The 21,369-nt window shown below is 74.7% G+C and carries 14 protein-coding genes; 4 read left to right on the top strand and 10 right to left on the bottom strand.

The features are described 5' to 3' along the window. Window positions 1–17: 17 nt before the first annotated feature. Window positions 18–1,349: an amidohydrolase gene (locus BUE44_RS19615; RefSeq protein WP_073500239.1), complete on the bottom strand. Its 1,332-nt coding sequence runs from the start codon at window positions 1,347–1,349 to the stop codon at window positions 18–20. 128 nt (window positions 1,350–1,477) lie between these two features. On the opposite strand from BUE44_RS19615, the gene BUE44_RS19620 reads away from it, so the two are divergent. Then, window positions 1,478–1,663 (top strand): thiazolylpeptide-type bacteriocin, encoded by a 186-nt coding sequence (locus BUE44_RS19620; RefSeq protein WP_033175763.1) that lies wholly within the window; start codon window positions 1,478–1,480, stop codon window positions 1,661–1,663. An 89-nt stretch (window positions 1,664–1,752) separates the two neighbouring features. Here BUE44_RS19620 and BUE44_RS19625 read toward each other — a convergent pair whose 3' ends face one another. The 9 genes from BUE44_RS19625 to BUE44_RS19665 form a co-directional block, all read right to left on the bottom strand. Then, window positions 1,753–3,771, bottom strand: a complete 2,019-nt coding sequence (locus tag BUE44_RS19625; protein ID WP_073500241.1) for a YcaO-like family protein — start codon at window positions 3,769–3,771, stop codon at window positions 1,753–1,755. Beyond that, window positions 3,768–4,562, bottom strand: coding sequence for an ABC transporter permease (locus tag BUE44_RS19630; RefSeq protein ID WP_073500243.1), 795 nt, complete (start codon window positions 4,560–4,562; stop codon window positions 3,768–3,770). The genes BUE44_RS19625 and BUE44_RS19630 overlap by 4 nt, the downstream gene beginning before the upstream one ends. Then, window positions 4,559–5,539 (bottom strand): ABC transporter ATP-binding protein, encoded by a 981-nt coding sequence (locus BUE44_RS19635; RefSeq protein ID WP_073500308.1) that lies wholly within the window; start codon window positions 5,537–5,539, stop codon window positions 4,559–4,561. The genes BUE44_RS19630 and BUE44_RS19635 overlap by 4 nt, the downstream gene beginning before the upstream one ends. Before the next feature lie 1,343 nt (window positions 5,540–6,882). After that, complete coding sequence (locus BUE44_RS19640; RefSeq protein WP_073500245.1) at window positions 6,883–7,971, bottom strand: lantibiotic dehydratase C-terminal domain-containing protein; 1,089 nt, start codon at window positions 7,969–7,971, stop codon at window positions 6,883–6,885. Beyond that, on the bottom strand, window positions 7,968–10,757 hold the full coding sequence (locus BUE44_RS19645) for a lantibiotic dehydratase (RefSeq protein WP_079189883.1): 2,790 nt from the start codon (window positions 10,755–10,757) through the stop codon (window positions 7,968–7,970). The genes BUE44_RS19640 and BUE44_RS19645 overlap by 4 nt, the downstream gene beginning before the upstream one ends. A gap of 61 nt (window positions 10,758–10,818) precedes the next feature. Continuing rightward, the gene (locus tag BUE44_RS19650) at window positions 10,819–12,405 is read right to left on the bottom strand and encodes a nitroreductase family protein (RefSeq protein WP_073500247.1); all 1,587 of its coding nucleotides are present in this window, start codon (window positions 12,403–12,405) and stop codon (window positions 10,819–10,821) included. Between the two features lie 58 nt (window positions 12,406–12,463). Next, the gene (locus BUE44_RS19655; RefSeq protein ID WP_079189884.1) at window positions 12,464–14,425 is read right to left on the bottom strand and encodes a TOMM precursor leader peptide-binding protein; all 1,962 of its coding nucleotides are present in this window, start codon (window positions 14,423–14,425) and stop codon (window positions 12,464–12,466) included. Then, entirely contained in the window at window positions 14,425–16,716 is a 2,292-nt protein-coding gene (locus tag BUE44_RS19660; protein WP_073500252.1) for a TOMM precursor leader peptide-binding protein, read from the bottom strand. Before BUE44_RS19660 ends, BUE44_RS19655 begins: the two co-directional genes overlap by 1 nt. Before the next feature lie 5 nt (window positions 16,717–16,721). After that, window positions 16,722–17,750 carry an AfsR/SARP family transcriptional regulator gene (locus BUE44_RS19665; RefSeq protein ID WP_073500254.1) on the bottom strand — a complete coding sequence of 343 codons (1,029 nt, stop codon included), beginning with the start codon at window positions 17,748–17,750 and terminating at the stop codon, window positions 16,722–16,724. A gap of 691 nt (window positions 17,751–18,441) precedes the next feature. Here BUE44_RS19665 and BUE44_RS19670 point away from each other — a divergent pair. The 3 genes from BUE44_RS19670 (at window position 18,442) to BUE44_RS19680 (ending at window position 21,263) form a co-directional block, all read left to right on the top strand. Next, window positions 18,442–19,263 carry a TIM barrel protein gene (locus tag BUE44_RS19670; protein ID WP_073500257.1) on the top strand — a complete coding sequence of 274 codons (822 nt, stop codon included), beginning with the start codon at window positions 18,442–18,444 and terminating at the stop codon, window positions 19,261–19,263. Between the two features lie 152 nt (window positions 19,264–19,415). Beyond that, the gene (locus BUE44_RS19675; RefSeq protein ID WP_073500259.1) at window positions 19,416–20,333 is read left to right on the top strand and encodes a 2-hydroxy-3-oxopropionate reductase; all 918 of its coding nucleotides are present in this window, start codon (window positions 19,416–19,418) and stop codon (window positions 20,331–20,333) included. A gap of 186 nt (window positions 20,334–20,519) precedes the next feature. Next, a complete protein-coding gene (locus BUE44_RS19680; RefSeq protein WP_073500260.1) occupies window positions 20,520–21,263 on the top strand; it encodes a hypothetical protein in 744 nt (247 codons plus the stop codon). Window positions 21,264–21,369 lie beyond the last annotated feature (106 nt).

Here is a 21,369-nt window from a genome sequence, read left to right on the forward strand (position 1 = left end):
CGGCTTCCGAGCCGACTTTATGCGACCCCGGCGGGCATCGTCAGGGCGGCCCGTACGGCGGCCGCCATCGCCGCGATGCCCGTCTCCAGTGTGAGCCGCGGGTGCGGGGCGAAGAGCGGCGAGTGGTTCGCCGGCAGGGCCGCCAGGCGCCCGGCGGCATCCGCGCCCGGCCCGCCCGCGGCCGCCCACTGCCGGGGGCCCGTGCCGCCGAGCATCCAGTAGCCGGTGCGGACGCCGGGCACGCCGTGCAGGCCGAGGCCCGCGTCGCCGTAGAGGGCGAAGTCCTCGGTGGCCATCGAGGGCTGCCAGCGGGCCACCCGGTGCGCCCCGAAGGCGGCCTCGTGCGCGCGGCGTACGGCGCCGGTCGCCGCCGGGTCGGGCACGGTGGGCCGGGACCGCGACAGCACCCGAACGACGGGGTCCGGCGGCGCGGGTTCCGGGGCCGCCGCGGCCTCGGCGCGGACGATACGGCGTACGGCCGCGACCGCCCGTTCCAGACCTGTGTCGGTGAAGGACCGCACCGTCACTTCGAGGGTCGCGGTGTCGGCGATGACGTTGCCGCCGCCCGGGGTGCCCGCCCTGACCGAGCCGACCGTGACCACCAGCGGCTCCCCCGGGCCGGTCTCGCGCGACACCACCGTCTGCAACCGCATGACGACGGCCGCGGCGGTGATCACCGGGTCGGCGGCCAGTTGCGGCGCCGCCGCGTGCCCGCCGCGGCCGTGCAGCAGCACTTCGAGGGTCACGCTGCCCGCGAGCAGCGGGCCGTCGGCGTGCGCGACCATGCCGGCGGGCAGCGGCACGACGTGCTGGGCCAGCGCGTACGAGGGCGCGGGGAAGCGGGTGTAGAGCCCGTCGGCGAGCATCGCGGCCGCGCCGCTCAGCGTCTCCTCGGCCGGCTGCCCGACGGCCACCAGGGTGCCGCGCCAGCCGTCCGCGGACCCGGCGAGCGCGGCGGCGGCGCCGGACAGCGCGGCCAGGTGCGCGTCATGGCCGCAGGCGTGCATCACCGGCACGGGTGTCCCGTCCCGGGCCGTTGCGGTGACCGTGCTGGCGTAGGGCAGGCCGGTGTCCTCGCGGACGGGCAGGGCGTCGAGTTCCGCGCGGATCAGCACGACGGGGCCCGGGCCGTTGCGCAGCACGCCGACCACGCCGTGGCCGCCGACGCCGGTGGTGACGTCGAGACCGGCGGTGCGCAGGGCGGCGGCGAAGCGGGCGGCGGTGCGCTCCTCGGCGCCGGACAGCTCCGGGTCGCGGTGCAGGGCGACGTACAGCTCGGCGGCCCCCGCCAGGACGCCGGGCGGGACGGGCGGGGTCTGGAACACGCGGGGTGGGGCCTGCGGGGTCATCGGGCGCTCCTGTGCGCGTGCCAGCGGAGTGACAGCGGGCGGACGGGTGATCGGTCAGTGGACGCGCGTAGAAAAGGGTCGGCCGGTCCGTTCAGGTCCGCGTCCCCTGCCGAGAAGAAGGAGTCATCATGGCGATCACCAAGCAGGACACGCCGCTCGCGTCGCTGGCCCAGGAGATCCTGGAGCTCGAGTCCGAGACGTTCGAGATCACCGACTACTCGGACGCCAGCGAGGTCATGCTCGGCTCCTCGACCAGCTGCTCCAGCACCAGCACCTGCTCCAGCACGACCAGCACCACCAGCTGCACCGCCTGACGGCCCGCCCGCCGTCCGCCGCTCCGCGGCCCGCTTCGTGCGGGCCGCGGAGCGGTCGCGTTGCGGGCCGCGGGCCGGTCCCGCGCCCGTCACGGGAAGGGGTGCGGCACCCGGCGCACCTCGGACTCGCGCAGGTCGTCGGGGCGCATTCCGGCCCGCCGCTGCGCGGTACGCAGCCGCGGCATGGTCAGCGCCCGCTGCCGCGTCCACCCGAAGTCGATCGGCAGCAGCCCGGGGGCGATCGTGCACACCGTCCGCAGGCCCATCGCGCGCTGCTCGGGCGCGGTCTGGTCGACCACGATCACGTCGCAGCCCGCCCGGGCCAACTCCCCGGTGCACCACAGGACGTCGTCGCGCAGGTCGAGGCCGCGCGGCCGCCGGTCCTCCCATTCGGCGTAGACCTCCGCCGGGGGGCGTACGTCCACCGGTTCCAGATAGCTGCCCACGTAGCGCGTCATGCGGGGCAGCCCGAACAGCGCCGCGTGGTCCGGGAGTCGGCGCACCAGGCTGAAGTCCTCGGCCATCGCGGCCAGTTCGGCGGGCCGCTCGGTCACCTGGCGCGGCAGGTGCGGCAGATACGTCAGGATCTCCGAGACCGCCGCCTCCACCGCCGTCTCCGGGTCGAAGGCGGCGCCCGCGGCGAAGGCCAGCGTGCCGGGGCCGCCGTCCCTGCGGACGGCGAGGCCGGTGACGACCGGCACGGCAAGGTCGACGCGGTTGTCGAAGGCGTGCACGTCGTAGCCGCACAGCGCAGCCCTGTCGGTCATGGCGCGCAGCACCGGGCTGCGGCAGGCGCCGAGGTCGATCTCGGTGAGCCGGGCGTCGCCGTACCAGCCGAGCAGGAAGGCGTCCCGCTCGATCAGCTCCAGCAGGCCGAAGAGCACCGCCTCCTCCAGGCAACTGCCCGTCGCGCAGCCGTTGGAGCACTCGAAGACGAAGTGGTCGGCCGCGGTGCCCGCGCTGTAGTAGACCAGCCGGGCGGGCACCAGCACCGGGCGGTCGTCGCGCAGCGACCAACCCTGGACCCACGGGATCGGCCGCGACGGGTCGAAGGGCGCGATCATCGGGTCGTCACGGTAGGTCTCGGGCGCGTACAGGCCGCAGTCGCGGGGGTCGAGGGCGGCCTCGCCGAGGTTGTCGTACGAGTCGGTGACGACGCCGCCGCGCTCCCTGCGGTGCGTGCCGGCGTAGCGTTCGAGGCCTTCGAGGAAGGCCAGGTCGCGGCTGGCGGTGAAGGAGTGCGACTGCCCGCTCCAGGTGACGTCGGTCAGTCCCGCGTAGCCGCGCATGAAGACGCTGCCCGCGACCGGGGCGGTGGTCGGCGACGTCACGTCGCTCCAGGTCCCCACCCCGAGCACCCCGCACACCGGGTTCGCCAGCGCGGCGGCCGGCAGGTCGTACCCGGCGGGCGACCGCAGCCGGTAGCGGTCGGCGGCGGCCTTCTCCCGCGACACAGGGAAGTCCTCGGGCTCCCCCGGGGTGTGCCCGTGCGGGGCATGCGGGCACAGCGGGTCGGCGAGCAGCGGCACGGTGCTGACCTGCCCGGTCTCCAGGTCGAGCCGGGTGACCCGCGGCAGCGCGTCGCCCCCGGCGGGCGTGCTCGACCGGTCAGGGGCCGGTGCGCCGGCGCCTGAGGCGGGCGGGCGGGGGACGCCCACGGGTTCCGCGGGGGCCGCCGCCAGGCGGACGAGGGCCCACACCGCGTCCGCGGTGAAGTCGGGAAGGACCGGCCAGGCGCCCGCGGCGGTACGGGCCAGGCCGGTCTCCAGGGCGTCGCGTTCGGTACGGGTGCGCAGCCGCTGCCAGCGGATGGCCAGGCAGCAGCCGCAGGCCGCCGCGGCAGTGGAGCCGCCCCAGGGGCCGATCAGCACCGCGTCCGCGGTGAGGTGGACGGTGGCCGCGGCCCTGCGGGCGGCGGCCGGCGGCGCCTCGCGCCGGAGCACGTCGGCGGCGCCGATGACGGCGACCCGCGGCGCGGGCACGCCGTCGCGCGCGGCCCGCACCGCCAGCCGGCCTTCGAGGGCGAGGCCCGCGGCCTCCAGCGGCAGTGGCGCGACGGCGCGGGGGCCGGGGGCGGACCCGGGGCGTACGGCGGTGTCGGTCGTCATGTCCGGTTGCTCCAGCGGAAGATGCGGGCGGCGATCAGCCCGAAGACGACGGTGAAGGCGGCCAGGCCGCCGCAGTCGAGGGCCAGCGAGCCGAACGAGGCGCGGCCTGCCAGCACGTCGGTCAGGCCGTCGTCCAGGTAGCGCAGCGGCAGCACCCACGAGGCGGTCCGTATCCAACCGGGCAGCAGGTCGGCCGGGTAGAAGGAGCCGGACAGGAAAGCCATCGGCACCATCACGCAGTTGGCGATCGCCGCGACCGCCTCGGGGGTGTCGGCGAGGCTGCCGACGACCAGGCCCATCGCCAGGAAGGCCGCCACCCCGAAGACCAGCAGCGGCAGCGCCAGCGGCCAACTGCCGTCCAGGTGCAGGCCGAAGAAGGGCAGCAGCGCGACCGCGGTGAAGAGCACCGCCTGCGACAGGCCCACCACGACGGCCACCACGAAACGCGAACCCAGCACGGTGGGCAGCGGCGTCGGGGTGCGCCAGATCAGCCGCAGGATGTCGTCGCGCCGCCAGTGCATCAGCGCGAAGGCCGGCCCGAACAGCGCCGCGTTGCCGACGCCCCACGACAGCACGCCGGGCGCCACGTAGTTGATGTACGGCAGGCCGCCGTCGACGGACTGGCCGCGGAAGAGCAGCCCGAAGACCACCAGGAAGACCAGCGGGAAGGCGAAGGTGAAGAAGACGGTCGTGCGGTCGCGTACCGACGCCAGGAAGGTGGCCCTGGTCAGGGTGGCGTACGCGCTGGGGACGGCGGCGGTGCCCGCCGCCTTGGCGGTGGTCGTGGTCATCGGCCGCGCTCCTTTCCGAGCGCCGGGACCCCGACGGCACCGGCTGTTTCCGCCGCGCCGGGCGGGGTCGCGGCGGTGAGCCGGAGGTAGGCGTCCTCCAGCGTCGCCGTCCTGGTCTGGATGGCGTCCATGTCGACCAGCGCGCCCAGTTCGATCAGCACCTTGTTGGCGTGCCGGGTCTCGATGACGACCTCGCCGCCCTCCAGCACCACCCGTTCGGCGCCCTCGACGGCGCGGGCCTGCTCGACGGTGATGCGGTCGGCGGGGACCAGCAGCCTGGCGGGCGCCGCCATCGACCTGACGAGCGCGCCCGGACTGTCGAGCGCCACCACCTTGCCGCCGGCGATGATGGCCACCCGGTCGCACAGCGCCTCGGCCTCGTCCAGGTAGTGGGTGGTGTAGACGATGGTGCGGCCCTCGCCGCGCAGGTCGCGCAGCACGGACCACAGCGACCTGCGGGCCTCCGGGTCGAGTGCGGCGGTCGGCTCGTCGAGGAAGATCAGGTCGGGGCGGTGCACCAGCGCGGTCGCCAGCGCCAGCCGCTGCCGCTGGCCGCCGGACAGGTCGTCCACCCGGCTGCGCTCCTTGTCGGCGAGGCCGACCAGCTCCAGCGCGTCCCGGGCGGCGGCGCGGTCGGCGCCCTGGAGCGCGGCGACGGTCTCCAGGTGCTCCCAGGCGGTGAGCCGGGTGAAGAAGGCCGAGGTCTGGGTCTGCACGCCGATCCTGCGCAGCAGCGCGGTGTTGCGCGGCCAGGGGCTGACGCCGAACACGGTGACCGTGCCGGAGTCCGCCTTGCGCATGCCCTCGACGATCTCCACCAGGGTGGTCTTTCCTGCCCCGTTGGGGCCGAGCACGCCGAAGAACTCGCCCTGCCCGACGGTCAGCGTCACGTCGTCGAGGGCGTGCACCTCGCCGTAGCGCTTGCTGACGCCGTCGAGCACGATGGCGGTCCCCGCCGGACGGGGCTGTGTCGTCATGTCGCCTTTCTCCCGCTGCTGTGGTGGGGTGCCCGACTGCCGTGCGGGCACCGTGGGCTGACTCGTCGGCCGCTCGGCCGCCGGCGGCTGCCGGGCCGCCTTGCGGGCGGCGGCGCGGGCGCGCGTCGCCGCGGCGCGCAGGCCGAGCACGCGCAGGGCCAGCGCGGCCGCGATCGCCGCGAGGGGGAGGTAGGGGGTCCAGGAGCCGTAGCGCTCGGGCAGTGTCGCCCGGCACAGCAGGCCGGCTCCGGCGAGCACCGCGAGTGCCGCCACGGCGCAGCCGAGGGCGAACCCGCCGTGGATGAGGCGGAGTCGGGCGGGGTAGCGGCGCAGCCGCGTGCGGGCGCCGCCGTCGGCGCCGCGCAGCGAGCCGGCCGCCACCGTGAGGAAGGTGCGGCTCTCGGTGGCCAGCCGCAGAGTGCCCAGGACGTAGCCGAGGATCTTGTAGCCGTCGAGCGGTGGCAGCGGCAGCAGGTTGAGCAGTGCCATGGCGGTGCCGAGCAGCAGCAGGCCGCCGAGGGCGGGCAGCGCCTGGGCGGAGTCGGGGAGCAGCGCCCACACCGGCCAGAAGGGCAGCAGGAAGAGCAGGTTCATCACCGCGCCCGCCGCGGCGACGGCGACCTGCCGGCCGCGCCGGTCGAGGAACTGCACGTCCTCGACCTCGCAGTAGAGATACGTCAGCAGGCCCCAGACCCGCCGCAGGCCGATCTCGCCGACCCGCAGCCCGTACGCGCGCGCGACCAGGCCGTGGGCCAGCTCGTGCAGGCCGAGGCTGATCCACAGCACGCAGCCGACGGCGGCGAGGGTGACCGGCTGGTGGTAGAGCCGGCCGGTCTGGTCGGCCAGTTCGCCGAACTCGACGGCGACGGCGACGGGCACCGCGGCGGCCGCCGCCAGCAGCGGGACGAGCACGCCCGGCCTGCGGGCGAAGGCGGTGGCCTCGTGCAGCCGGTCCATGAGCGCGGGCGCGTCGGCGACCATCCGGGTGGTGCCGCTGAACCACCCCGAGGCGGGCGCGTCCCGGTCCGCGCCGCCTGGTACGGCGGTGACCGGCCGCCCACCGTCGAGCAGTTGGCGGGTGGAGAGCAGCCGCAGCATCTGCTGCCATTGGGCGTCGCCGAGCCTGGCCCCGAAGCAGGCGGCGTATTCGGTGCCGATATCGGCGAGCGAGCGGCTGCCGTCCAGCCGGGTGATGATGAAGTGCTCCTTCGCGCCCACCTCCATACGGACCCCGGTGACCGGGTCCTTGAGCAGGTGGACCACGGCGGGGCCGCGGGTCAGCGCGGGCCCGACGAGGATGCCGGGCCGCAGCGCGGGCCGCAGGTCGAGCAGGCCGCCGGTGGTCATGGGGCCGCCGTGGGCTTGGGCTCGCGCAGCGCGCGGGCCAGGATGTAGGACAGGAAGGCCTCGTCGCGGACGGTGACGGAGAGGCGGTTGTTGGTCATGTGCATGTACGGCGACAGCAGCATCGGCAGCGCCTGGTCGGGATCGGTGACCGGCAGGTCGCGCTCACCGTCCCAGGAGCGGAAGACCAGGTCGCCGCCGCGGGCCAGCGCCACGACCTTCTCGCGCAGTTCCAGGCAGTGCTCGGCCCAGCCGCCGAGGAAGCTGGGCAGCCGCTCCGGGGCGGACGCGGCGACGGCGGCGCGGATCTGCTGGAAGCGGGCGGGCAGCGCGTCCATGGTGCCGTAGGCGCGGTCGTAGCCGTCCTGGGCGGTGTAGTTGGTGGTGGAGAAGGCCGAATTCCAGAACTCGTGGTAGCGGTCCAGGAAGTGCAGGAGCGCCGCCTCGTCCCGCAGCAGGCAGCCCGACATGGTCATCATCAACTGGGCGGCCGCGCCCAGCAGGACGGTCCGCAGGTGCAGATTCATCGTGCCGAGCGCGCCGGACACCAGCTCGCTGGAGCGCTGGAAGTGCCATTCGGCCAGCTCGACGCCGGCCGGTCCACCGTATTTGCCGTACTCCGGCTCGTAGGGCTCGGGGCTGAAGGTGTTGTTGGGCCGCAGCTTCATGTGGCCGTCCTCGTCGACCAGGCCCTTGCGCTCGCCGCCGGGGAACTCCAGCTCGAAGAGGGTGTTGTAGAGGTCCGCGAGGAAGCCGCCCTTGACCTCGTAGAGCGCGGGGCGCTCCTTGAGGAAGGCCTCGATCGCGCCGCTCGCGCGGGCGGCGACCTCGGGGGCTGCGGCCGCGGAGGAGGGGCGCAGCCGCAGCCTGATGTGCGGGCCCTCCAGCCAGTAGTTGATGAAGAACCAACCGTCCAGCAGTCCCTCGCCGGTCAGTTCGGCGACCAGCGGGCGGACGCAGCGCAGCAGGAAGGGGCGGGGGCTGGCGGCGTAGAAGACGTGGAAGGCCTGCCAGTCGCCGCGTGCCTGCCGGCTCCCGGAGACGGGCGGGTCCGAGGTCTCGGCGGTGGCCGCCTCTGGAGTGGTCATCGGACGCTGTCCTGCCTTCCTGGCCGGGCCGCGGCGGCATGGTCCGCCGCGCGGGGGACGATTTCCACGGCCAGTTCGGCGACGTGGTGGCCGCGCGGGGAGCGCACGTGCAGCTCGTCCTCGCCCGGCAGCATCTCCTCGAAGACCGTCCTGGTCCCCCCGCCGCCGGTCAGCGCGTCGAGGGCGATCAGCGACAGGGGGCTGTCGAAGTCGACGTACTGCGGCTTGGATCCGCCGAAGACGGCGCCGAAGCCGCCCGCGCCGTCGTCGCGTTCGCGGTGCAGGGTGGCGAACACCCTGTCCGGCAGGCCGTGGTCGCGGCGCCATCGCTGCCACCGCAGGTAGAAGGCCGCGTCGTCCATGCCGGGTTCGCGCACCGGCAGGGCGCCGGGTGCGGCCGTCCAGGACCTGCGGTGCAGGACCACGCTGCGGAAGCGGACCCGGGGCCGTGCGCTGACCCCGTCGCGCCCCGGCGCCTCCGCGACCCCGCGCCACACGTCGAAGGACGCGCGGGAGGTCGGCGAGAGCAGCAGCAGGGTGCGCGGCACCTCGGGCAGCACCATCGGCACCAGGTAGCCGAGGTAGAGCGGGACGACCTCGGCGCCGAGCCGCCGGGAGCGCAGCACGAGCCGGTCGGCGTCCTGGTCGTGCTCGGCGTAGAGGTCGTCCAGGTCGATCCTGGCGTCGGCGGGGGCGGTACTGCTCTCGCCGGGGCAGACGATCTCGTAGTCGGTGAGCCGCCCGTGCAGGTTCAGGTTGGTGGTGGCGGAGCCCGCGGTGATCTCGGCGAAGACCGCGCCGGGCGGCTGCCAGCCGCGCAGCGTCTCGCGCAGCCGCCCGGTCAGGCCGCCGTCGCCGGCGGGCGCGTCGGCTCCGGTCGCGTCGTCGAAGCAGTGGGTGAAGCGGGTGAAGGGGAAGGACAGGCCGCCGTAGGAGTTGTTGAGCACCACCAGCGGGTCGCCGGGTCGGCGGGCGAGCTGGAGGAAGTGGCTGTGCGGGGCGAACGACGGGCCCAGCACGTCCAGCTCGGCGCTGATCGCCGCCACCAGGTCCTCGCCGAGCCGCAGTTCCGCCTCGCCTTCGGGGTGGGCGGCCCACAGGTCGCGCATCCGGCCGGTGAATTCGGCGCGGGCCTTGTCGAGGGCCGCGACCTCGGGCATGCCCAGCCAGTTCTCCTCCGGGGCGTGGCTGCCGTCCGCCGCCCAGGGCGACTTCGTCGAGGTGAACTGCAGATACTGCGTGAAGATGTCCTCGTGGAAGTCGTGTACGAGCCGCAGCAGGTCGTCGCAGCGTCCGCCGCGCCCGTAGCGGGCCAGGAAGAAGCCCTTGAGGGTGAGCCGTTGGGGCAGCGCCACGTCGAAGGCGGGCATCATGCCGGTGAGCGCGTGCAGCGGGGCGGCCGCCAGCTCGGTCCACTCGTCCAGATCGGCCGCCACCTGCTCCTCGCGTACGTCCTCGTACAGCAGGGTCTGCGGCAGTGACGGCGTCGCCGCGCCGAGGTCCGCCTGCAAGGCGAGCAGGTCGCGGCGCAGTTCGGCCAGCAGGGCGCGGCGGGCGGCGACGCCGGCGTGCCGGTAGCGGTCGACGCAGGAGGCGGGGCCTTCGAGGCGGTCGGCGACGTCGGCGGCCCAGCCGCGGTCCAGCGCCCGCAGGGCGCCGCGGAAGGATTCCAGCGGGTCGGCGGTGTGCACGTCGGTCGCCAGGCCGGTCATCTGCAGGATCTCCAGATCGAGCAGGGTCGCGGCATAGTGGGCGGCCTGCTCGCCGGTCGATCCGGTCTCGGTGGTCAGCCAGCGCGTCAACTCGGCGTAGCGCAGTCGCGGCCGGTCGCGGAAGAGCGCGGTCAGCCGCTCCAGGATGCCGCTGTTGCGCAGGAAGAACAGCCGGTCGTGGGCGGCGTCGAAGCTGACGGCGGCGCTGTCGTCGCCGGCGGTGACCGAGCGGCGGACATAGCGGATGCGGTCCTCGTCCAGCTCCCAGCCCGCCGGCAGGGTGACGAAGAGGTCGTCGCGCCGGGCGATGTCGGCGGCGATCAGCTCAGCGAGCCTGGCCAGCACCACGACGTTGAGCCGGGGGTGGCTGGTCCAGGTCTCGCCGGTGCGCACCTCGGGGCCCGTGTCGCCGAATGTGCCCTCGGCGACCGCGGTGAAGGTGCTGAAGGGGCTGGTCTTGCAGGCGGTCCGGTAGAGGTACGCCAGCAGCGAGCGCTCCTTCTTCCTGGCCCGCTTGTCCGGGACCGGCGTGCGGTCGGCGATGAAGGCGTCGAGCTGGCCGTCGAGGGTGGGCGACGCCAGCGCGAGGGCGAGCCGCAGCCGGTCCTCACCGGCGAGGCGGCGCAGTTCGGCGCGGCCGGCGGCGAGTTCGCGCTCCAGCAGCGGGCCGCCCGCGCCCCGCAGCTGCTCCAGCCGCAGCCGGGCGTCGAGCCAGCCGGCGAGCAGTTCCCCGGTGCCGCCGCCGATCGCGGCGGCCAAGGCGCGTACGGCGTCCGGGTCGTGGGGCAGCCGGTCGTTGAAGACCTGTCGGCGCAGCGCGAGTACGGCCCTGCGGTCCGCGCCGTCCTCGGTGTCCTTGACCAGCACGGTCAGCGGGTCGTTCAACTCGGCGGCGATCGAGGCGAGGTGCTGCTCGGCGGCCAGCACCTCGCCTGCCCAGCGCCGGGCTCCCGGGCTGCGCAGCCGGTGCACGGCCGACACCGGCAGACCCGCCACCCGCAGCATGAAGCGGCGGTGCAGCAGCCAGCTCCGCGGGCTGTCCCCCGTGTCCTGCGCGGCGGCGTTGACGCTCATGCCGCTCCTTCCTGTCCGTTCCGTCGGTGGATCCGTCATCGCCACGGGTGTGCCGGGCCCTTCAGGCGATCTCGTAGCGGAAGTCGGCGGGGCGGGGGCGCTCGTGGCCGATCATCATGATCAGCAGCGGCACCTCGCCGGTCTCCTCCAGCGCCAGCTCCTCGGTGAAGGAGATCGCGTCGAAGCCCAGCGCCACCCCGCAGGACAGGCCCGCGGCGGCCGACGCGGTGTAGACGGCCTGCGAGATGCCACCGATCACCGCGTTGACCAGGCGGTATCCCCGGTCGCCCACGGCGTCGAGCACGGCCGTGGTCCGGGCCACGGGCACGATCACGGCCGCCGCCTGCTCCAGGTTGTAGTTCGCCAGGAAGTAGTTGCGCTGCAGGAATCCGCCCGGCGCCCCGGCCGCGACCAGCCGCAGCGAGCCGTCGGCGCGGTCGTACAGGTAGCTGCCGGGGTCGACGCCCGCCACGTGGTTGACGAAGACGTAGGCCCGGCTGAGCCGCCCGCCGCCCGGGGTCTCCGTGTCGCTGTCGAGGGTGCCCGCCGCATCGACGGCGGCCAGCACGGTCGACAGCGCGTCGGCGGGCAGCGGCGTCGTCGCCTGGAAGCGGCCGAAGCTGCTGCGCCTGGCCCGCAGCGCGGCGCCGACCGGGGTGTCGAGCTCCCGTGGCGCGGGCAGCGCGGTCCGCTCGCCGCCCCCGGGCACGGGCAGCGCGAGCGCGCCGTCCAGCGCCCCGGCGGGCGGCCGCCGGGCGGCGCCGTCGAGCGTGGCGGCGTGCATGCGGCGTACGGTCTCGAAGGTCGTCGTCGTACGCGACCGCTCCTGGTCGGCGTACCGCACCCGGGGCGGTACGGCGGCGGGTGGCGCCGTCACGGCGGGCCGCTCCCAGCGGAGCGGGACCACCGCGAAGACGCCCTCCTCGTCCTCCTCCAGGCCGAGCAGCCGGCCGAGCCTGGCCTCGTCGAACCACAGGGCAGGCCCGATGTGCAGCCCGCGCGCCCTGGCCCAGATCCGCCAGGTCTCCAGCAGCGCGCCGGTGTCCATCGTCACGACGTGGTAGCTGAAGCTGTTGTATTTGAAGGCGTTCTGCCAGAAGCGCACGCCGAGGACCAGGAACTGGTCGTACGCCCCCAGGGCCTCGCCGCCCGCCGCGCGCACCTCGGCCGTCACGTCGCCGGCCAGCAGCCGCCGCAGGTCGTGGTGGGGCGTGGAGTAGTAGTAGACGCCCGGCGTCAGCGGCCCGGAGGGCCCGGCCACCCAGTGCACGCCGACCGGGTAGAGGCCGCCGCCCGAGGCGGTGCCGCGCGACCAGTTGGCCTGGGTGTACATCGGCAGGGTGCCCAGGTCGGAGTTGGCCTGCACGGCGAGCCTGCGGCCCACCAGGCCGTAGGACTCCTGGAGCATCCCGGCGAGCAGCGGCAGCGTGAAGGACCCGGTGCCGCGCGGCCCGAACAGGCCGCGCTGGACGGTCGCTTCCTCCGCGTCCGGGAGGTCGGCGGCCTGCGGCAGCGGGAAGGCCTCGGCGCCGGGGAAGTGCTTGCCCTTGCGGGGGCGGTCGGCCCAGTCGGGCACGAAGTCGGCCGGCTCCATGGGATACCTGCCGCGCCGGACGATGGCGGTCGCGTACTCATGGGCGAATCCCACGGGCGTTTCCTCTCTGTGCGTGCGTCTGCTGGGGCCGGCGGGGCTCGGCTCGGGGGAATCAGGGAAAGGGGTGCGGGGCCGGGTTGAGGTCCGCGGCGGTCAGGTCGCGGTCGTGCAGGCCCGCTTCACGCAGCGCGGTGCGTGTCCTGGGCAGGTGGCGGGCGCGCTGGCGGCGCCAGCCGAAGTCGATGGGCAGCAGTCCCGGCACGATCACCCCGGCGGTGTGGAAGCCGAGTTCGCGCTGCTCGGGCATGGTCTGGTCGACGACGACGACGTCGAAGCCGGCCTTGGCGACCGCCGCGACGCAGCCGGCGACGTCGTCGCCGAGGTCGTCGCCGGGCGGCAGGGCGCCTGGGCCGGTCGACGGCAGGTCGGCCAGGGCGACGCGCGGGCGCTCTTCGCGCAGCAGGAAGTCGGCGTGCTCGGCCATGTCCGGCAGGCCGTAGAGCAGCGGGTGGTCGTGCAGCACCAGCACCTGGTCGAAGTCGGCGGCCAGTGACCGCAGTCGGGCCTCGTCGCGTGCGGTTCTGCGGCGCAGGTTGACCGCGTCGGTGGCGATCTCGCACAGCCCGGCGGCGAGCGCCGCCTCCGGGTCGAGCCCGGCGCCCGCTCCGAAGCACAGCCGGCCGAGGCCGCCGTCGACGCGCTCGGCCACCGCGGTGACCACCGGGATCGGGAAGCTGATCCGGGTGTCGAAGAAGCGGGCGCGGTAGCCGTACATCGCGAGCCGGTCGATCATCGCGCGGGTCTGCGGGCTGCGGGTGCCGGAGACGTCGATCTCCGGCAGCGGCGCCCTGCCGTACCAGGCGAGCAGGAACGCGTCGCGCTCGACGACCTCCATCAGGCCGAAGTAGACGGCCTCGGCCAGACTCCCGCCGGACGCGCAGCCGTTGGAGCTCTCCTGGACGAAGCGGTGCCGGAGCCCGCCCGGCGCGTGGTAATAGGCGAGGATCTCCGGTACGAGCAGCGGGCGTTGGTCGCGCAGCGACCAGCCCCACACCCAGGGGATCGGCCGGCCCGGGTCGAACGGGCGGACGCCGGGCTCGGCGCGGTGGAAGTCGGCGGAGTAGAGGCCGCAGGAGCGCGGGTCCAACACGGCCTCTTCCGCAGCGAGTTCGTCGTAGGACCCGACGACGGCGGTGCGCTTGCCGCGCGGGCGCATACCGGCGAAGCGCTCCAGCCCTTCGAGCAGGCCGACGCGCTCGCTGGAGCGGTAGCGGGGTGTGTGGCCGCCCCAGAAGCACTCCCGCAGGTAGTCGCCCGAGCGCAGCAGGAACGACCCGACGGTCGAGGACGTGGACGCCGAGACCAGGTCGGGCACCACGGAGGGCCCGAGCATGCCGGCCGCCGGGTTCACGAACGCCTCGAAGGGCACGTCGTAGTCGTCGGCGGGCCGCGCCCTGAAGACGTCGGGGGCGGGTTTGGGCGCCGGCGCGAAGGTGATCCGCGCGCCCTCCGCCGTGTCCGCGGCCCGTACGCCGCAGCGCGGGCACTCGGCGTCCGGCACGAAGGCGAAGCGGGTGACGCGGAGCGTCTCGGCGTCCACGAGGAAGGCGTACGGCAACCGCCCGCGGCCCGCGGCCCCTTCCGCCCGCTCCCGGTGCGCCGCGATCAGCGCGGCGACCCCGTCGACGCCGAAGGCCACCTCCCCCGCCCCGACGGCGCGCGTCTCGACCCCCGTCTCCAGCGCCTCCCGCAGTGCCCGCGCCCGCACGCCCTGCCACCGCCGCGCCAGACACCGCGGACAGCCCGCGCCGCCGTCGGGCCCGAACGGTCCGACGAGCACGAGGTGCCCGTAGCGGTGCACCCCGACGGCGGCGTCCTCGTCCGCCCCGCCGGCGACGGCCAGCTCGTCCCGCACACCGAGCGCCCCGACGACGATGTCACCTCCGCCGCCGAAGCAGCGCAGGCTCAGGGCGAGTTGCCGGGCGAAACGCGCGCAGTCCGCCGCGAGCGGGCCGCCGTGGCCGACGCGGACGGGCACGGCGGCGCCGGCGGGCGGGGCGGCAGGGGAGGTCATCAGGGGGCCTCGGGGGTGGTCAGCAGGACGCGGGTGGCGTGCAAGCGGCCGGCGGCCAGGTCGGGGGTGTGCAGCGGGGCCGTCAGGGCGTCGCGGCCGGCGGAGCGCAGCGCGGCGGCCACGGTCGGCCAGTCGGTGGCCGCGGGGGTGGCGGACTCGCCGGTCGCGGTGAGGGTGGACGAGGCCAGGTCGGCGAGGAGGGGGTCGCCGAGGTCGGGGGCGCCGCCGGTCTGGACGGCGCCGAGCAGGTCGCGTACCGCGGTGACGACGGCGTCGCGACGGCGCAGGCCCGCGGCGACCGCCCAGCGGGGAGCGCCGCTCGCCGGGTCGGCGGCCCGCGCGAGGACCACCGGCAGGACGCTCTCCCCCAGGTCCAGGATCTCCAGGTCGGCGCCGAGCCCGGTGGCGGAGCGGAGCAGGAAGGTGATCTCGGCGTCGTCGCCGTCCAGCGCCTCCGGTGCGATCCGGCCGACGGTGAGCCTGCCGCCGAGCGCCCGGCGCAGGGCGTCATGGGCGAGTGCGGTCCGCAGGCCGCGGGCCACCGCCGCGCCCGGGGTCGCGCCAGCGCCCGTACCGGCCGAGGTCGGCTCGACGACACGGGCCTGGTTGTCCGGCCCGAAGGGGCGCAGCGCCGCCGCGGGCACGAGCAGGGTCTCCCCGCTGAGCAGCGAGGTCGCGGGGCACCAGCGCGCGATCAGCTCGGCGGGGGCGCCGAGCCCCGACGCGATGCTCAGCCGGGCCGGCTCGACCGTACGCCACTTGCCGCGCGCGGCCTCCAACTCGGCTCCGGTCAGGGCCTGCTGGACCGGCACCACGCGCTCGGCGTAGACCTCGGCCGCGCGGTGCAGCGCCCGCAGCCGCGCGCCGGCGACGTGGTGCACGTCGAAGGCGGTGACCTCGCGCCGCACCCGGTGCCCGGTGCCGAGCACCACCGTGCTGACCTTCAACGGCGTCTGCGCCCAGTCCTCGTCGGCGTAAGCGGCGAAGACCCCGGCTCGGGGCTGCACGAGCACCGCCCGCCCGGAGATCTCGGCGAGCGCCGCCTGCGCGGCGTCCTCCTCCGCGGGCCCGTCGCCGACCGGCCCGCCCAGCGGCGACACCGCCCCGGGAGACCCGCCTACGGGAGCCGGAGCAGCCGCGGAGCCGCCACCGGCCGCCTGCTCCTCCGGCGAACCGAGGTCGGCCATCAGGACGGCCTTCTCCGGCGGCTGCGGCGCCGCCGCGCAGTGCGGGCAGCGCGGGTGGGGCAGCAGGGGCTCGGCGGTGGTGTCGAGGGAGTCGGTGTGCTGGATGAGCAGCTGGTTCTCGGTCTCCGCGGGCAGCACGCCGGTGGTGCGGCGGAAGACCTCGTAGCCGAGGAGGTTGCCGATCATCGCCGCGAGGGGGCCGCCGACCGCGGAGGCGGCGGGCTCGCGGGGGCCGGCGGGGGACACCGCGCTCCACACGTCCGCTGCGGCGCCCGGGTCGCCGTTCGCGCCGAGGCGCAGGGCCGCACAGGTCCAGCAGCCGGGCGCGCCGCGGGACATGAGGGGGCCGATCACCACGGAGTCGCCGAACGGCCAGGCGGGGAGCAGGAGCCGGCCGGCCGGGATGCCCGCGTCGAGGAGCGCGGCGAGCCGGCGGGGGGCGTCAGCGCCGGTGACCAGCACCGTGTCGTAGCCGTCGAGGTCGGGCCAGCCGTAGGCGGCCGGGTCGGCGCCGGCGGTGGCGTCGAGCAGGACCACCTCGGCGGCGCAGCCGGCGTCCCGCAGCGCCGCCGCCTCGGCGGTGACGTCGGCGAGGCCGTTGCCCGGGCGGTCGAGGGAGCGGGGTACGGCGACGGCGGCGCAGCCGTTGCGTATCAGGCTCAGCGCGGCCCAGCGGGCGACCGCGTCGTCGCCGACGACGGCGACCCGGGTGTGCCGGAAGCGCCGGAAGCGGGCGACCGGGCCGTCGGTGTAGTGGTCGATGTAGTCGACCTGCGCGGCGAAGCGCTCGGCGACCGCGGCGTCGAGCGGCTCGTCGTCCGCGGGAACGGCGTCCCGCGCGAAACCACGCGCGTAGAGCGTACCGACCAGTCGGACCACCATCTCGCGCTGCTTCTCGCCGAGCCCTTCGCAGAGCGCGGCGACGGTGTGGTCGCCGGTCAGGTGCGGGACCATGATCGTCGCGAAGCGGTAGGCGGAGGGCATGACGACGCTGAATCCGCCGCGCGCGTTGTGGAAGTGCACGCCGGTGGGCGTCTGGGTGTAGAGCACGTCCCGGCGGATTCGCGGCCGGGTGCCGGCGATCTCGTCGTAGCTGGACACCATGTCTGTCACGCCTCCGTGGGGTGCAGTCCTGCGGCGCCGGGCCGCTGCGGTTCTGTGGTGGGGTGCGGGTGCAGGTGCGGCGGCGGGGCCGGGGGGCTCTCCCCGCGTGCCGCGGCGGCGCGGGTGAAGACCCGCAGCAGTTCGTGGACGCGGTACAGCCCGCGCGGTCCCTCTTCGAGCAGGCCCGCGCCGACCAGGGCGTCCAGGACGCGCCCGCCGTCCACCGGTTCGCCGACCGCCGGGTCGGCGCCCGTGCGCGCGGCGGGCGGTGCGGGCGGCGCCGGGGTCCGGCGCGGTGGTACGGCCTCCTGGCCGCTGGACGACTCGCCGCGCAGAATGGCCAGTTCGAGCCGTTGCAGGGCCGAACCGGGGTCGACACCGAGCGCCTGCGCGAGATACGACTTGAGCCGCCGGTATTCGGCAAGTGCTTCGGCCCGGCGGCCGGCCCGGTCCAGCGCCTCCATCAACTGCTCGGTGAATCGCTCGTACAGCGGGTAGGCACGGGCGGTGGACCAGATGTCGGCGAGAGCCTCGCGATGCCTGCCGCACTCCAGTTCGAGATCGAAGACCCGTTCAATGGCCCGCAGCCACTCCTCCCGGAGCTTCGGCAGTTCGTCGCGGTGCAGCAGGTCGGAGGGCACATTGGCGAGCAGCGGCGACTGCCACAGCGCGAGCGCCTCCCGCAGCAGCCGCAGTTCCGCCTCCGGGTCCGCGGTGGCATAGGCGGCGCCGAGGAGTTCACGGAAGCGGACCAGGTCGAGCGTGGCGGCGTCGGCGGTGAGCCGGTAACCGCCTGGCACCGCCTCGATCATATTGCCGGCGATGCCGTACTTGCCGAAGAGGCGGCGCAGCCGCAGAACGCAGCTGTGCAGTGCGGACTTGCCCTGAGCGGGGGTTTCCTCACCCCAGATGACGCGCTGCAGGAAATCCACGGATACGACGGAGTTGGCATTCAGCAGCAATGCGGCGAGCAACGCCGCAGGTCGCGAGGGCTGAAGCACCACCGACTCGCTGCCGTCGGCGACCGCCAGCATTCCGAGTACGGTGAATCGCGTATGGTCCGCCGCGCGCGGCTGCGGACCGATATCTGCCGTCGATAACGCAGAACTGTTTTCGAGCGCGTTGGACAAAACCACCAACCCACCATCCCCGTAGCCCCGTGTCGACCACCACCGTCGCCCCGCAGGTGTACGCGGGGTGTCGGCTGAAATCCCAGTCGGTCTGGCTGGGTTGCGGTCACGGAGGACAGTACGGCAGGCCTCTTTACCTTGTCCAGGGAATCCGACCGACACCCGGCAAGCAATGCGGCCCGCACCGCACGCACGCCCGCAAAGCCGAATTCCCGCCCGCAATCGGGACACACCGGACCGTATGCACGGAGCACGGGCGCGAGCAATCGGACATATCCCGCAGATATTACCGGCGTGTAAAGCGGCGTTAACTCTACCCATTACCTGGCTGTTTTACGCGAGCCACCATCGGGTCGGCCGCACTTTAGGCCGCGCACGGATCGGGGGTGAATAGGCGGTGGCCATTCGGTGACCGCGCATACCGGGCCGCTGAGCTGCGGCGGGACCCCGGCGGCTCGCGCCGGCATGCCGGCGGAAGGCGCCGGCGAGCGGCGGCGGGCCGCAGCCCGGGGTCACTTGACAGCCGGGGCGCGGCTGATTCAGTCTTCCACGAGACAGAAGATTACTTCCGCTATACGGAAGGAGCGTACCTCTCGTGAGCCTCACCGCCGCGCGCTTCGACGTGAACCTCTCCCTTCTCTTCACCGAACTCCCCTTGCTGGGGCGGCCGGCGGCCGCCGCCGCGGCCGGCTTCGACGCGGTCGAGCTGTGGTGGCCGTGGCCCGACGACCCCGACCCCGGCAAGACCGCGCTCGACGACCTGCGGACCGCCCTGGAGACGGCCGGCACCCGGCTTGTCGGCCTCAACTTCTACGCCGGGCGGCTGCCGGGCCCCGACCGCGGCGCGCTGTCCCTCCCGGGCGCCGAGTCCGAGCGCTTCCGCGCCAACATCGAGGTCGCCGCGGACTTCGCGGCGTCCGTGGGCTGCACGGCGCTCAACGCGCTCTACGGCAACCGGGTCGACGGGGTGGACCCCGCCGAGCAGGACGCGCTCGCCCTCGACAACCTGGTGCGCGCCGCGGCCGCCGCGGACCGCGCAGAGGCGACGCTGCTGATCGAGGCGCTCAACGCGGCGGAGTCGCCGCGCTACCCGCTGGTCGACGCGGAGGCCGCCGTCGCGGTGGTGGAGCGGGTCAACGAGGCGAGCGGGCTGTCCAACGCGCGCTTCCTGCTCGACGTCTACCACCTGGCGATGGGCGGGGCGGATCTGGAGGCGGTGATCTCCCGCCATGCCGACGTCGTCGGCCACGTACAGATCGCCGACCTCCCCGGACGGGGGGCGCCGGGGACAGGGGCGCTGCCGCTGCCCGACCTGCTCGCCCACCTCGACCGGGCGGGTTACGGCGGGTTCGTGGGCCTCGAACACAAGCCGTCCTCCGGGGGGAGCGCGGCCAGTTTCGGGTGGCTCGCGCGGTGACCATCCCCTCGGTCAGCGACCAGGGCCGACCAGGGCCGACCGGGGCCCGACCAGGCCGTGGACCGGCCCGCGACCGGCTTCGACCGGGGCCGCGCACCGGCCCGCGACCGGCTTCGACCGGGGCCGCGCACCGGCCTCGGAACCCGTAGACCATGTTCGAGGAGCTGCAATTGCGTACCCAGAAGCAGAAAGTTGCCTGGATAGGCCTCGGCATCATGGGGTCGCCCATGGCGGAGAACCTCATCGCCGCAGGTTACGACGTCACCGGCTACACCCTGGAGGCCGAGAAACTGGCCCGCCTGGAGGCCAGGGGCGGCACCGCCGCCGGGTCGGTCGCCGAGGCGGTCAGGGACGCCGACGTGATCTTCACGATGGTGCCCGCGTCGCCTCAGGTGGAGGCCGTCGCCTACGGGAAGGACGGGATCCTCGCGCACGCCAGGGAAGGAGCGCTGCTGATCGACACCTCCTCGATCACCCCGCGGACCTCCGTCGACCTGGCCAAGGCCGCCGCGGCAAGGGGCATCCGGGTGCTGGACGCGCCCGTGTCCGGCGGTGAGGCGGGGGCCGTCGAGGGAGTGCTGTCGATCATGGTCGGCGGTGACGCCGAGGACTTCGCGCGGGCGCGGCCCCTCCTGGACGTGCTCGGCACCACCGTGGTCCTGTGCGGCCCGCACGGCGCCGGGCAGACGGTCAAGGCGGCCAACCAGCTGATCGTCGCGGTGAACATCCAGGCCTGCGCCGAGGCCGTAATCTTCCTGGAGAAGTCCGGCGTGGACCTGTCCGCCGCGCTCGACGTCCTCGGCGGCGGGCTCGCCGGCTCCACCGTGCTGGCCCGCAAGAAGGCCAACTTCCTCGGCCGCGAGTTCGCCCCCGGGTTCCGCGTCGACCTGCACCACAAGGACATGGGCATCGTGACCGACGCGGCCCGCACCGTCGGGGCGGCGCTGCCCGTGGGCTCGGTGGTGGCCGGCCTCGTCGCGTCGCTGCGGGCGCAGGGTGACGGCGGGCTCGACCACTCGGCGCTGCTGCGCGGGGTCGAGCGGCTGTCCGGGTCGGCGACCGCCGGCTGACCGGCCGCGGGTCTGCCGATCGCGGTCCGCCGGCCCCCGAAGACACCGTCCGGCGGTGCGTGACTGTCCTGTCGCGCCGAACGCACCGCCGGGCGGGCACCGGTGACGGACCGTCCGTCGCCGGTTACAGCCGACGGGAACTTCCTGCACTATGGGGTCACGAGACCGAGCAGGGGGTGGTGACCCATGGCAGAGAGCGTGCTGGTGCGCTGTCCGGCCTGCCGCCGTGACCACACGTACACCGCGCCGACGTATCCCTGCGCGTGCGGGGCGCCGCTCTGCCTGCCGGTGCTGCGCGGCGGGCTGCCGGTGGAGATCAGGCACCGCTCGTGGGACGACTCCTGGGTACGGCTGCGCTGCCCCGACTGCGGGCGCACCGACCACTGGCCGCAGCCGGAGTTCGGCTGCACCTGCGGTGCGCTGCTCCGGCTGCCGGTCGACGACGAGGCGACGGGCGAGCCGGGGCGGCTGCCCGTACCGCACGCCGGCGGGCCGGTGCCCGCACCGGGCGGGGACGTGCCGCCGCCGCCCTGCGACCGGCCGCCGTTCCGCCCGGTCACCATCCGCACCGGGCGGGACGCCCTGACGGCGGCGGCGCAGTACCTGAAGTGGCTCGGCTTCGCCGAAGTACGCCTGGCCGGCGACCGTACGGCCAACGGCATCGACCTGCGCGGCCAGGGCATGGTCGCCCAGGTCGACCCCAGCACCCAGCCGACGCCACTCCGGGACGTCGAGTGCCTGTGGCTCAACTGCGCCAACGAGGACGCGGTGGGGGCGTTCTTCTCTCTCGCGGGGTACGCCCACGACGCGCGGTCGCGCGCCGACCAACTGGGCGTGCCGCTCTTCGTGATGGACCTCACGGGGACGCCGCAGGCGGTGAACGATGCTGCGGACGGCCTGATTCGATCAGGCCCGACTTCTCCGCGCTGACCCCCTGCGGGGTGGGCCCCGGACTCCCTTGCCCGCCCGGGGGGTGCCTCCCTTTCGGGTACCGCTTTGCCTGCGGCCGCCTCGTGGCTTGGCGCGGTGAGTGCCC

The sequence above is a fragment of the Actinacidiphila paucisporea genome (genome assembly GCF_900142575.1).
In the GTDB taxonomy this organism is placed as follows: domain Bacteria; phylum Actinomycetota; class Actinomycetes; order Streptomycetales; family Streptomycetaceae; genus Actinacidiphila; species Actinacidiphila paucisporea.